Origin of the sequence: Thioalkalivibrio sp. ALMg3 (assembly GCF_000381225.1) — a bacterium.
GTDB classification, from domain to species: domain Bacteria; phylum Pseudomonadota; class Gammaproteobacteria; order Ectothiorhodospirales; family Ectothiorhodospiraceae; genus Thioalkalivibrio; species Thioalkalivibrio versutus.
Genome location: NZ_KB906221.1, coordinates 21,845 through 34,319, shown reverse-complemented (window position 1 = coordinate 34,319; position 12,475 = coordinate 21,845). Strand labels below are relative to the sequence as shown.

Here is a 12,475-nt window from a genome sequence, read left to right as displayed (position 1 = left end):
AGCGGGCCCGCATGCGCTACGGGGCCCGGTTGCACCGCACACCGGGCCCCGTAGGCAGGCATCCCTTCGGCACAGTACACTAGGGGACTTGAGCGAACCGGTCCCTGTTATGGCACACACATCCTCCACCCCCCTGAATCTCCTGGGCTACAGCCACCAACAGCTCGTCGAGCTGCTGGCGCAGTGGGGTGAACCGCGTTTTCGTGCCACCCAGCTGATCAAGTGGATCCATCAGCGCGGGGTCACCGACTTCGAACAGATGACCGACGTGTCGCGCAAGCTGCGCGATCGTCTGGAGCGCGAGACCGAGATCCGCGTGCCCGAGATCGGTCTGGAAAAGGCCTCCTCCGACGGTACCGTCAAGTGGGTGCTGCGGCTCCCCGACGGCAATGCCATCGAGACCGTCTTCATCCCCGAGGGCGGGCGCGGGACGCTGTGCATCTCCTCCCAGGTCGGCTGTGCGCTCGACTGCACCTTCTGCTCCACGGCCCAGCAGGGCTTCAACCGCAATCTCACCAGTGCCGAGATCATCGGTCAGGTGTGGCTGGCCATGCAGCGGCTCCCGGCGCCGGATGGTCGCAAGCGGGCAGTCAGCAACGTGGTCCTGATGGGTATGGGCGAGCCGCTGGCCAATTTCGATGCGGTGGTCCCGTCCTGTCAGTTGATGACCGACGACAATGCCTACGGTCTCAGCCGGCGCCGTGTGACCCTTTCGACCTCCGGCCTGGTTCCAGCCCTCGATCGTCTGAGCGCACATACCGATGTCGCCTTGGCCGTCAGCCTGCATGCGCCCAATGACGCGTTGCGCGACCGTCTGGTGCCGATCAACCGCAAGTACCCGCTCGCCGAGCTACTGGACAGTTGCCGCCGCTACGTGGAGGCAACCGATGCCCACAGTGGCGTGACGTTCGAATACGTCCTGCTGGCCGGCGTCAACGACCAGCCCGAGCACGCCAACGAGCTCGCCGGGCTGTTGCGGGGTATTCCCGGCAAGATCAACCTGATCCCGTTCAACCCGTTCCCGGGGGCTCCGTTCGAACGCCCGTCGGAGGCCACCGTCCTGGCCTTTGAGCGGCGCCTGCAGAAGGCCGGCTACGTGACCACCGTCCGGCGCACCCGGGGCGACGACATCGATGCCGCCTGCGGGCAGTTGGTGGGGCAGGTCGAGGATCGAACCAATCGTGGCATGCGCATGTTCCGCCTGCATGCCGAGTTGCCACAGACGGATCGGAGGGCTTCATGACTGGACGCGCGGGTTTGCGCATCGCCGGGGTTCTGACCCTGGCGCTGCTGCTGGGTGGCTGTGCCGCCACGGCCGACCGACCGGTCTCCGGCGAACGCGAGGATGCCGCCGAGGTGCATGCCGAACTGGGCATCGGCTATCTGCGCGAGGGCGAGTTCGAGCAGGCCGAGCGCAACCTGCGGCGGGCGCTGGACTATGACCCCGGCTATGTCCTCGCCAATATCGGTATGGCAGCGATCTACGAGCGCAAGGACCAGCTGGACCGTGCCGAGGAACACTATCGCCGCGCCCTGCGCCGCGACGAGGACAACCCCTTTGCGCAGACCAATCTGGGCGCATTGCTTTGCGCCCGCGAGGACTTCGACGAGGCTCAGGAGCTGTTCGCCAAGGCGATTAGGAATCCGGATTACGATCGCCGCGACATCGCCCACATGAACTCCGGCGTCTGTCACGCGGACGCGGGCGATGCCGAGGAGGCCGAGCGGCAGTTGCGCCGGGCGCTGGAACTCAATCCGCAGTATCCCCGCGCGCTTCTGGAAATGGCGCGGCTGACTTATCAGGACGACCGGCCGATGCAGACGCGGGCCTTCCTGCAGCGATTGGACAGCCAGGGGGTCGAGAATGCCGAGACGCTGCTGCTGTGCTATCAGGCCGAAAGCGCGCTGGGCAACAGCCGCGCGGCCAACGCGTGTGCCGAGCGCCTGAGCCGCCATCACCCGGACAGCGACGAGATGGCCGAGCTGCGCTGGCTGGAGCGTGAAGGGTGAGCGATCCACGCGACAAGGAACCGGGCCTCGGGCGAGTCGAAGATGTCGATGATTCAACGAACAACGTCGCCTCCCTGCGCACCGAGGGTTCGGACCCCGATCCGGAGCCGTCCTTCTCCGCCGCGCATGGCCTGACCACCCGGGACCACCCGGAGGCATCCGGACCGGAGGCGCCCCGCGGTGAGGACGAGCCCGGCGCCAGTCTGCGGCGGGCGCGTGAGGCGGCCGGTCTGGACACCGCGACCCTGGCCAGCCGCATCCACCTCGGGCGCGGCACCCTGGAAGACCTGGAGGCCAATCGCTTTCATCACATGCCGCCGGCGTACGTGCGCGGCTATCTGCGCTCCTGCGCACGCGAACTGGGCGTGGCCGCGGACCCGTGGATTCAGTCCTTCGAGAGCCACGGGATGGTCGACCCCGAACTCCGGGCCGTCGCAACGCCCTCCGCGCGCGACCGTCAGCGTCGGCGCGGCCGCGGTATTTACTGGCTCGCCTTGCTGCTGGCCGTGATCCTGCTTGGGCTTGGGGTCTATGCCTGGAGCGAGCGCACGGACACGCCCGGGTGGCCGTCACTGAACCTGGGCGAGGCGCGGGATGCCGTCCCGAGCCTCGCCGATACCCAGACCCCGGACGCCGAAGGGCTCAGCCCGTCGATCGCCGAAAGTACCGATCCGGAGCCCGCTACGCCCGCGCCGGAGGCCCTCCCGGAGGGCGCCCAGCCGGAGCCGGCGGGTGCCGAGGGATCGGTCGGCGCCCCGGAAGCATCCTCGGAATCCACCGCACCGGGGGAGGCCCTGACCGAACGCCTGGCCGTGCCGGAAGAGCCGGTCACGCCAGAGGCCCCCGTGCGGGCCGAAAGCGAAGCCCCACGGGATGCTTCCCCGGTGATCGAGACTTCCGGTGAAGCTCCGGCGGCGGGTGAGGGCGCGCAACTGGTGCTGGAATTTGGCGAGACCTCCTGGGTGGAGATCCGCGATGCCGCCGACGAGGTGGTTTTGACCGGCGTGCTCAGCTCGGGTGACCGCGAGGAGATTCGCCTGGATCTGCCTGGCCGGGTGATCCTGGGCAACGCGTCCGGGGTCTCGCTGACGCTGGATGGCGAGCCGGTGGACGTCGAGACGCATATCCGGAGCGACCGCACCGCGCGCTTCGATCTGGAAGGCTGAGCCCGGGTCTTCCCGGCAGGCCATCACGTACAAACAAAAAGACACCATGAAAGCGATCAAGTCGATCCGCGGGATGCATGACATCCTGCCCGAGTCCATTCATGTCTGGCAGCATCTGGAAGCCACCCTGCGCGAGGTTGTGGAGGCCTACGGCTACCACGAGGTCCGCATGCCGATCGTGGAGTCGACCGAGCTGTTCAAGCGCTCCATCGGTGATGTCACGGATATCGTCGAGAAGGAGATGTACACCTTCGACGACCGCAATGGCGACAGCCTGAGCCTGCGCCCGGAAGGCACCGCGAGTTGCGTGCGCGCGGGGATCCAGCACGGGCTGCTGCACAACCAGGTGCAGCGACTATGGTACCTGGGGCCGATGTTCCGCCATGAGCGCCCGCAGAAGGGGCGCTATCGCCAGTTCCACCAGGTTGGGGTCGAGGTGTTCGGCCTGCCGGGGCCGGATGTCGACGCCGAGATGCTCGCGATGACCGCACGGCTGTGGCGCATGCTCGGGCTCTCGAACGTGCGCCTGGAGCTGAACACGCTGGGAACCCCGGAAAGCCGGCAGCGTTATCGCGACCACCTGATCGCCTATTTCGAGCAGCATCGTGACGCCCTCGACGAGGAGGCGCAGCGCCGGCTGTACGACAACCCGATGCGCATCCTCGACAGCAAGCATCCCGATACCCGCGAGGTGGTCGCGCAGGCCCCCAGCCTGATGGATGATCTGGACGCTGAGTCGCGCGCCCATTTCGACGGCTTGTGCGCGCATCTGGATGCGCTGGGTATCGCGTACGAGCACAACCCGCGCCTGGTGCGCGGGCTCGATTACTATACGCATACGGTATTCGAGTGGATCACCGAGGATCTCGGTGCCCAGGGTACGGTCTGCGCCGGCGGGCGCTACGACGGCCTGGTCGAACAGCTCGGTGGCCGTGGCACCCCGGCGATCGGGATGGCAATGGGCCTGGAGCGGCTGGTTGCGCTGCTGGAGGCGCGCGAAGACGCCCCGGCAGCGCCGGGTCCGGATGCCTACCTGATCGTCGGCGGCGACGAACTGGTCGGCCCGGCACTGCAACTGGCGGACCAGCTGCGTGGCGAATTGCCGGGGCTGCGACTGGTCCAGCACTGTGGTGGCGGCAGCTTCAAGTCGCAGATGAAACGTGCCGATCGTCTGGGGGCGCACTATGCCCTGGTGCTTGGTAGTGACGAGCATGCCGCGGGCACCGTCACGGTGAAGCCGTTAAGATCGCAGGGCGGCGAGCAGGTGGCCGTCGACCGTGCCGCCCTCACCGACCATCTGCGCACGGCTCTGCAAAAGCGCTCGTAGTCAACGCAAGGATAGAGAACACGATGAGTTATCTCACCGACGAAGAAAAAGCGGAACGCATCAAGCAGTGGTGGGCGAACAACGGCATGGCGATTGTGGCCGGCCTGGTTCTCGGGGTCGGCGGCCTGTTCGGCTGGAACTGGTGGAGCGATCGCGAGGAATCGCGCGCCCAGGTGTCCTCCGAGATGTATCAGGCCCTGCAGGTCGCCGGTCAGACCGGCCAGACCGATCGCGCGCTGGAACTGGCCGATGCGGTGATCGAACAGGGACGGGGTACGCCCTACCGCGCGCTTGCCTGGGTCTACCGGGCCGATGTGGCGATCGCGCAGGATGACACCGACACCGCGATCGACGCGCTGCAGGCTGCGCGCGACGCGGCCCCCGATCGTGGGTATCGCGAGGTGCTAACGCTGCGTCTTGCGCGCCAGATGATCCTGGCCGAGCGCCTGGATGATGCCGAGGCGACCCTGGCCGACGTTCGCAGCGATGCCTTCACGGGGCTGAAGCGCGAGCTCGAAGGGGATCTGGCCCGCGCCCGTGGCGATCGCGAGCGGGCCCGCGAGCATTACGAGGCTGCACTGGACGCGGGGCACAGCCCCGAGTACCTGCGTCTGAAATATGAAGAACTTTCCGTCTAGAGGACCCGTCGCCTGATGTCTGTGCCTTCCCTTGCGAGTCCGGTCGTGCGCCTGCTGATTGCCAGCGCGCTGATCCTGTCCCTGAGCGCCTGCGGTCTGTGGTCGCGCGATACCACCGAGCCACCGGCGGACCTGCCGGAGTTCGAGGCCGAAGGTCAGCCGGAGCGGCTGTGGTCGCGCTCGGTGGGCAGCGGTGGCGAGCGCTTTCTGTGGCAGATCTATCCCGGAATCACCGACGACCTGGTCGTGATGAGCGACGCCGCCGGGCGGGTTTCCGGTCTGAATCCCGACAGTGGCAGCCAGCGCTGGCAGGTGCGCCTGGATGATGCCCGGGTCTCCGCGGGGGTCGGCGTCGGTGGCGGCCTCGCCGTGGTCGGCACGCTGGACGGCTACGCCATCGGCGTGGATCTGGATGGCGATGGCGAACGCTGGCGTGCTGCGCTCTCCAGCGAGGTGCTGGCAGTCTCGGATGTGTCCGGCGGCCTGGTCATCGTGCGTACCAACGACGGCCGCATCCATGCCCTGGACGCCGACTCCGGCGCCACCCAGTGGACCGCGCTGCGCACCACACCCTCGCTGAGCCTGCGCGGGGCCCAGCGCCCGCAGATCACCTCCGGCCGTGTGCTGGCCGGGTTCGACAACGGCCGCCTGCTGATGCTGGGGCTGAACCGCGGCAACGTGCTGTGGGAGACCACCCTGGGGGTTCCCACCGGGCGCACGGAGGTCGAGCGCATGGTGGACCTGGACGGGCATATCCCGATGTATCGCGGCGCTGCCATTGCGGCCACCTACCAGGGAAGGCTCGCGGCGCTGGATCTCAACTCCGGCGAGATCTTCTGGGTCCGTGATTTTTCTTCCTATCAAGGCGGGGATGTGGATACGCGTTCCGATGTCCTGGTTGTGACCGATGCCGAGAGCCACCTGTGGGGCCTGGAACCCCGCAGTGGTGGTGACCTGTGGCAGATGGATGGCCTGCGCCTGCGCGGTGTGACTGCGCCGGTGGTGGTCGGCCAGCACGCCATCGTCGGTGATTACGAGGGCTACCTGCACTGGATCGACGTCGAGGACGGGCGCATTGTCGCCCGGCTGCGCGCCGGTTCCGGTTCCGTGGTTACGCGTCCCACCCTGGTGAACGGCACGCTGTATGTCGTCACCGACAACGGGCAGCTGACGGCCGTGAATCCCTCAATCCGGGGTGACGAGTGAGCCACAAGGTTTCAGGGCGCCGGGTTCTCCGCGCAGGGCGCAGCCGCAGATGATTCCGGTTATCGCCCTGATCGGTCGGCCGAATGTCGGCAAGTCCACGTTGTTCAATCAGCTCACGCGCTCGCGCGATGCCCTGGTGGCGGACGTCGCCGGACTGACGCGTGATCGCCAGTACGGCATTGGCAAGGTCGGCGACTTTCCCTATCTGGTCGTGGACACCGGCGGGCTCTCGGGCGAGGGCGCGGAGATGGACCGCGCGATGGCCGAACAGACCCAGCGCGCGGTGGCCGAAGCGGATCATGTGCTGTTCCTGGTGGATGCTCGTGACGGCCTGACGCCGCAGGACCAGGCGATTGCCGATCAGCTGCGCGGCGCCGGGGTAAAGGCGCGGGTCGTGGTGAACAAGACCGATGGCCTGGATGCCGATTCCGTCAGTGCCGAGTTCTACGCCCTCGGGCTGGGGCAGGTGACCTCCATTGCCGCAGCACACGGGCGCGGCGTACAGGGCCTGATGCAGGCGGTGCGCAAGGACGTGGCGGCCGCGCGCCGGGCGGCCAGTGAAGATGCCGGAGACGACGAGGCCGCCAGTGACGGCCTCGACGAAGCCTCGCAGCAGGCGGCGCTGGATGACTGGCCGGGCATTCGCGTCGCGATCGTCGGACGCCCCAACGTCGGCAAGTCGACCCTGGTGAATCGTATCCTGGGCGACGAGCGCGTGGTGGCCACGGAAGTGGCCGGTACGACCCGCGACAGCATCTTTGTCCCGTTCGAGCGCGACGGTCAGGAGTACACCCTGATCGATACCGCCGGGGTACGCCGCCGTGGCCGGGTCCACGAGGTGATCGAGAAATTCAGCGTCATCAAGACGCTGCAGGCGATCGAGTCCGCCCACGTGGTGGTCCTGGTGGTGGACGCCCATGCCGGCCTGTCGGATCAGGATTCCCACCTGCTGGGGATGGTCATCGAGGCCGGGCGCTCGCTGGTGCTGGCCGTGAACAAGTGGGACGGGCTGGACGACCACGCGCGCGAGCGCATCCGCGACGAGCTGGATCGGCGCCTGGGGTTTGTCGATTTTGCCCGCATGCGCCTGATCTCGGCCTTGCACGGCACCAATGTCGGGCATCTTCTGGACGACGTGTGCGAGGCCCACGCCAGTGCCTTCCGCAAAATGTCCACGCCGGAGCTCACGCGTCTGCTGGAGGCCGCGGTGGCGGAGCATGCGCCGCCGATGATCAGCGGCCGGCGCATCAAACTGCGCTACGCGCACCAGGGGGGCCAGAACCCGCCGGTGATCGTGATCCACGGCAATCAGACCGACGCGCTTGCCGGGAGCTACAAGCGTTACCTGGAAAACTTCTTCCGCAAGCAGCTCAAGCTGGTCGGGACACCGTTGCGGCTCGAATTCCGCTCCGGGCGCAACCCCTACGCGGGCCGGCGCAACAAGCTCACGCCGAGACAGCAGTACAAGCGTAAGCGTCTGATGCGGCACGTGCGCCGCTGATCGCGACGGTGGTCCCGGGGCATCCCGCCAATCCGATGCGTGACCCGGCGCTGTCCGGCTTCGCCGAGGTGGTGGAGCCGTTTCGGGTGATGGACATCCTGGCACGAGCCCAGGCGGCCGAGCGCACCGGGCGCGACATCATCCACCTGGAGGTAGGGGAGCCGGACTTCCCGACGCCGCCCCTGGTAATCGCGGCCGGTCGCGCCGCGCTGGCGGAGGGGGATACCCGCTACACCCCCGCGCACGGGACCCAGGCCCTGCGCGAGGCGCTGTCCGCCGACTACCGGCGACGCCATGGGGCCGAGGTCGACCCGGAACGCATCGTGATCACCGCGGGCGCCTCCGCAGCCATCCTGCTGGCGCTGGCGGCGGGGGTGAATCCGGGCGAGGAAGTCCTGCTGCCGGACCCCGGCTATGCCTGCAACCGCCAGTTTGTCGCCGCGCGTGGGGCGACCCCCGTGGGCTTGCCCGTCCAGGCAGAACATGCCTTCCAGCCGACCGCCGAGTCGATTGCCGCCGCGTGGAGCGCCCATACCCGGGCGGTGCTGCTGGGGTCGCCGGCGAACCCGACCGGGACCTGCCTGTCGCGTGATCGGCTGGCTGCGATCGTCGAGGTCGTGCGCGAGCGGGGAGGCCTGGTGATCATGGACGAGATTTACGCCCAGATCGTCTTCGATACCCCGGAGCCCAGTGCCGCGGCCGGCTTCCCTGATGTGGTGGTGATCAACTCGTTCTCCAAGTACTTCGCCATGACCGGATGGCGCCTGGGCTGGATGGTGGTGCCGGAGACCTGGGTGAACCCGGTGCGGCGCCTGGCACAGAACCTGTTTGTGGCCCCGGCCAGCATGGCCCAGACCGCGGCGCTGGCGGCCTTCGCGCCCGAGACCGAGGCGTTGCTGCAATCTCGGGTGCGGGAGCTGAAACGCCGTCGGGACGTGCTGCTGGAGGCGCTGCCGGGACTCGGGTTGGAGGTCCAGGCGCGGCCGGAGGGCGCGTTCTACATCTATGCCGACTGTACGGCCCACGCCCCGGACTCCGAGGTCCTTTGTGCGCGCATCTTGGACACGGTCGGTGTCGCCCTGACGCCGGGGACGGATTTCAGCCCCAGCCGGGGGCGGGACTACCTGCGTATCGCCTATACCCAGTCCGAGGCCCGCCTGCGCGAGGCCGTCGAGCGCCTGCGGGGCTTGCTGTGATCCCCTGGCCGGGTCGGGCTATATCCAACCGGCCAGATTCAACAGGAGTGCACCCAGTCCGATCGGCGCGACATAGCGGAGCACGAAACGCCAGATAGTGAACGCGAAGGGGGCCAGGGCGAGTTCGGCGCGGGCCACGCGGGTATGCACAACCCAGCCGGCAAATACCGCGATCAGCAGGCCCCCCAACGGGAGCAGCAGGTTGATGGCCACGTGTTCGATGGCGTGGTAGAGGGTCGGGATCTCGCGGCCCAGCAGGGTGATGTCCAGGCGTGTCCAGGCCGCGCCGCTGAACGAGAACACACTGGCCAGGCTCAGCAGCCAGACCGCGCCGCCACACACCAGGACCGCGAGCACGCGTGACGCATGCAGGCGCTCGTGGAATAGGTGCACGAAGGCCTGAACGTTGGTGATCATGGTGCTGAAAGCGGCCAGGCTCAGGGTGGCGAAGAACAGGGTCGTCAGCAGGCCGCTGACGGGCACGGCCGCCAGTGCCAGCGGAAGGGTCTGAAACATCAGCCCGGGGCCTTCGGCCGGGTCGAGCCCGAAACCGAACACGATGGGGAAGATCGCCAGCCCCGCGATCAGGGCGACCGCAGTATCCGCCAGTGCCACGCCAATGGCGGTGCGGCCGATAGACGTGTGCTGCGGCAGGTAGGCGCCGAACATCATCAGCACCCCGGAGGCCAGCGTCATGGTGAAGAACGCATGGCCCACCGCGATCAATACACCGTGCGAGGTCAGCGCGGAGAAGTCCGGCCGCAGCAGGAAGTCCAGCGCCTGGCGGACATCCCCAATCCACCAGGCGCTGGCCAGTGCGGTCAGCAGCAGGACCAGCAGCACCGGCATCAGCACATGCAGCCAGCGTTCCAGCCCCTGGCGCAGGCCCAGGGCGACGATGCCGAAGGCCAGGGTGACGGCGAGGGTGCTCCAGGCGAGCATCTCGGCGGGGGAGGCCGTCATGGCGGCGAACACTCCCGCCACCTGGCCGCCGTCGGCGCCGACAAAGGCGCCGGTGGCGGCCTTGTGGACGTAGGAGAAGGCCCAGCCGGTGATCACCACGTAGAAGCTCATGATCAGGAAGGCGGAGAACAGGCCCAGCCAGCCGACCAGCTGCCACAGGTCGTGGGCGCCGCTCTCGCGAGCCACTTCGCGGGCCGCGTATCCAGGCGAGCGGCGGCCCCGGCGACCGATCATGACCTCCGCCATCATGATCGGTATGCCGATCAGGACGATGCAGCCAAGGTAGACCGCGAGAAAGGCGCCACCCCCGTTCTGCCCAAGGATGTAGGGAAACTTCCACACGTTCCCCAGCCCCACCGCCGACGCCGTGGCTGCGAGGAAGAAGGCATAGCCGTGGCTCCAGCGCTGCGCAGTGGCAGTGATCGTCATCCGTCAGGTGATGACGTCGGGCTTCTCGCGGCGGGTCAGGCCGGGGATGTCGCCCAGGCGCGACGCGGCGTCGATAAGCGGTCCCAGCAGTTCCTGGGGGTCGGCATCGAGGTGTTCGGGATGGGTCTCGTGCTGCTCGATATACAGGCGCAGGGTGGCGCCCTCGGTGCCGGTGCCGGACAGGCGGAAGACGATGCGGGCACCGCTCTCGAACAGTACCCGCAGGCCCTGGTGCTCGGTCAGGCTGTTGTCCACAGGATCGCGATAGGCGAAGTCGTCCGCTTGGGCGACGCGCATGCCGGCCAGGGACTGGCCCGGCAGCACCGAGAGCTGCTCGCGGATGCGCGCCATCACCTGTTCGGCCCGTTCGCTCTCCACCGCTTCGTAGTCGTGGCGCGTGTAGTAGTGGCGGCCGTACTGGCGCCAGTGATCACGCACGATCTCCTCGACCGACTGGCGGCGCACGGCCAGCAGGTTCAGCCAGAACAGCACGGCCCACAGGCCGTCTTTCTCGCGTACGTGATCGGAACTGGTGCCAAAGCTCTCTTCGCCGCACAGGCGGATGCGCCCGTCGTCTAGCAGGTTGCCGAAGAATTTCCAGCCGGTGGGGGTCTCGAAGCAGGGGAGGGCCAGCTTCTCGGCGACCACGTCCACGGCCTGGCTGGTGGGCATGCTGCGGGCCACGCCCTTCAGGCCGTCGGCGAACGCCGGGATGTGATGGGCGTTGGCGGCCATGATGGCGAGGCTGTCCGACGGCGTGACGAAGAACCGGCGCCCGAGGATCATGTTGCGGTCGCCGTCGCCGTCCGACGCGGCCCCGAAATCCGGGGCATCCCGACCGAACAGGGCCTCGCTCAGTTCACGCGTGTGGGACAGATTCGGGTCCGGGTGACGGCCGCCAAAGTCGGCCAGCGGTTCCGCGCGCAGGATGGTGTCGGCCGGGGCGCCGAGGCGGTTGATCAGGATCTCTTCGGCGTACGGGCCGGTGACCGCGTGCATGGAATCGAAGCGCATGCGGAAATGGTCGGATCGCAGCAGTTCGCCGATGCGGTCAAAGTCGAACAGCGTGGCCATGTAGTCGGCGTAGGTGCCCACGGGGTCGACGACCTCGATGTCCATGTCGCCCATCTGTACTGCGTGTAGATGATCGATGTCGACATGCTCTGTGCCGTTGGCGATGCGGTAATGGCTGATGCGGGTGCTCTGCTCGAAGATTGCGTCGGTCACCGAGTGCGGGGCCGGGCCACCGTTGGCGGTGTTGAGCTTGACGCCGAAATCCCCCTCCGGCCCGCCCGGGTTGTGGGAGGCGGACAGGATCAGGGCGCCCGTGGCCCCCCGAGACCGGATCAGGTACGAGGCGGCCGGCGTGGACAGCAGTCCGCCATACCCGATGGCGACCTTCTGCACCCCGTTGGCTGCGGCCATGCGCAGGATGACCTGGATCGCCTCGCGATTGTGGAAGCGCCCGTCGCCGCCGACCAGCAGTTCGCCGTTCTTCAGGTCCGGGCAGGCATCGAAGACGCTCTGGATGTAATTCTCCAGATAGTGCGGCTGGCGGAACTGCCGGACGCGCTTGCGCAGACCGGAGGTGCCGGGTTTCTGGTCGGGAAAGGGTTGGGTCGTGACGACACTTATGTCCATGGGTCGCTCATCCTTGTTGTCCAGGGAGACGCTGAGCAATGCGGACGCTCGCGCTCGAGTCGATTCTGTGTACTGACATGGCGTGGTGACTGGCGTGTAGTCGCTCGGCACAAGGGAGCCGTTCTGCGGGCAACGGGCCCGTTTTCATCCAGCACGGGCGGCCGAGTCCCGTTTTTCGATGGCTGGTGAGGATGGTGCCCCGTGTTCCGCAATCCTGTGTTGCGCCTTGATGAGGACAGGAACGGGCCGGTAGCACCACCACCGGACTGCGTGCCGGGCCGGGTCTCGGAGAACATGGACACCAACGCGTGCGAGTACAACATTGCTCGGCACCTCCCCTGTCGACGTTACCAAAAAGCCCTGGGGGTGTCCTGCTCTGGATGCGGACAATCGGTGTC

The 12,475-nt window shown here is 67.5% G+C and carries 10 protein-coding genes; 8 read left to right on the top strand and 2 right to left on the bottom strand.

Annotated features, from left to right (window positions below):
• Nucleotides 1–109 precede the first annotated feature (109 nt).
• The 8 genes from F622_RS0103995 to F622_RS0103960 are packed head-to-tail and all read left to right on the top strand — an operon-like array spanning nucleotide 110 to nucleotide 9,044.
• Entirely contained in the window at nucleotides 110–1,243 is a 1,134-nt protein-coding gene (locus F622_RS0103995) for a bifunctional tRNA (adenosine(37)-C2)-methyltransferase TrmG/ribosomal RNA large subunit methyltransferase RlmN (protein ID WP_018145980.1), read from the top strand.
• A complete protein-coding gene (pilW, locus tag F622_RS0103990; RefSeq protein WP_019571390.1) occupies nucleotides 1,240–2,010 on the top strand; it encodes a type IV pilus biogenesis/stability protein PilW in 771 nt (256 codons plus the stop codon). Before F622_RS0103995 ends, pilW begins: the two co-directional genes overlap by 4 nt.
• Nucleotides 2,007–3,176, top strand: a complete 1,170-nt coding sequence (locus tag F622_RS0103985) for a helix-turn-helix domain-containing protein (protein WP_019571389.1) — start codon at nucleotides 2,007–2,009, stop codon at nucleotides 3,174–3,176. Before pilW ends, F622_RS0103985 begins: the two co-directional genes overlap by 4 nt.
• 46 nt (nucleotides 3,177–3,222) lie before the next feature.
• Nucleotides 3,223–4,503: a histidine--tRNA ligase gene (gene hisS, locus F622_RS0103980; RefSeq protein WP_019571388.1), complete on the top strand. Its 1,281-nt coding sequence runs from the start codon at nucleotides 3,223–3,225 to the stop codon at nucleotides 4,501–4,503.
• A gap of 23 nt (nucleotides 4,504–4,526) precedes the next feature.
• The gene (locus F622_RS0103975; RefSeq protein WP_018145976.1) at nucleotides 4,527–5,141 is read left to right on the top strand and encodes a tetratricopeptide repeat protein; all 615 of its coding nucleotides are present in this window, start codon (nucleotides 4,527–4,529) and stop codon (nucleotides 5,139–5,141) included.
• Between the two features lie 45 nt (nucleotides 5,142–5,186).
• Nucleotides 5,187–6,347 (top strand): outer membrane protein assembly factor BamB, encoded by a 1,161-nt coding sequence (gene bamB / locus F622_RS0103970; protein WP_018939087.1) that lies wholly within the window; start codon nucleotides 5,187–5,189, stop codon nucleotides 6,345–6,347.
• Between the two features lie 49 nt (nucleotides 6,348–6,396).
• A complete protein-coding gene (der, locus tag F622_RS0103965; protein ID WP_018176999.1) occupies nucleotides 6,397–7,848 on the top strand; it encodes a ribosome biogenesis GTPase Der in 1,452 nt (483 codons plus the stop codon).
• 35 nt (nucleotides 7,849–7,883) lie between these two features.
• Nucleotides 7,884–9,044 carry an aminotransferase class I/II-fold pyridoxal phosphate-dependent enzyme gene (locus F622_RS0103960; protein ID WP_019571387.1) on the top strand — a complete coding sequence of 387 codons (1,161 nt, stop codon included), beginning with the start codon at nucleotides 7,884–7,886 and terminating at the stop codon, nucleotides 9,042–9,044.
• 18 nt (nucleotides 9,045–9,062) lie between these two features.
• Here the strand turns inward: F622_RS0103960 and F622_RS0103955 are convergent, their stop codons facing one another.
• Together F622_RS0103955 and F622_RS0103950 are read right to left on the bottom strand one after the other, a co-directional pair.
• Nucleotides 9,063–10,436 carry a sodium-dependent transporter gene (locus F622_RS0103955; protein WP_019571386.1) on the bottom strand — a complete coding sequence of 458 codons (1,374 nt, stop codon included), beginning with the start codon at nucleotides 10,434–10,436 and terminating at the stop codon, nucleotides 9,063–9,065.
• Nucleotides 10,437–10,439: 3 nt separating this feature from the next.
• A complete protein-coding gene (locus F622_RS0103950) occupies nucleotides 10,440–12,077 on the bottom strand; it encodes an alpha-D-glucose phosphate-specific phosphoglucomutase (protein WP_019571385.1) in 1,638 nt (545 codons plus the stop codon).
• Nucleotides 12,078–12,475 lie beyond the last annotated feature (398 nt).

What these genes read in the sequence shown, in the direction of transcription:
- F622_RS0103955 (WP_019571386.1), bottom strand. Translation starts at nt 10,436, where the DNA reads ATGACGATCACTGCCACTGCGCAGCGCTGGAGCCACGGCTATGCCTTC.
- F622_RS0103950 (WP_019571385.1), bottom strand. Translation starts at nt 12,077, where the DNA reads ATGGACATAAGTGTCGTCACGACCCAACCCTTTCCCGACCAGAAACCC.
- F622_RS0103975 (WP_018145976.1), top strand. Translation starts at nt 4,527, where the DNA reads ATGAGTTATCTCACCGACGAAGAAAAAGCGGAACGCATCAAGCAGTGG.
- der (WP_018176999.1), top strand. Translation starts at nt 6,397, where the DNA reads ATGATTCCGGTTATCGCCCTGATCGGTCGGCCGAATGTCGGCAAGTCC.
- pilW (WP_019571390.1), top strand. Translation starts at nt 1,240, where the DNA reads ATGACTGGACGCGCGGGTTTGCGCATCGCCGGGGTTCTGACCCTGGCG.
- F622_RS0103960 (WP_019571387.1), top strand. Translation starts at nt 7,884, where the DNA reads ATGCGTGACCCGGCGCTGTCCGGCTTCGCCGAGGTGGTGGAGCCGTTT.
- F622_RS0103995 (WP_018145980.1), top strand. Translation starts at nt 110, where the DNA reads ATGGCACACACATCCTCCACCCCCCTGAATCTCCTGGGCTACAGCCAC.
- hisS (WP_019571388.1), top strand. Translation starts at nt 3,223, where the DNA reads ATGAAAGCGATCAAGTCGATCCGCGGGATGCATGACATCCTGCCCGAG.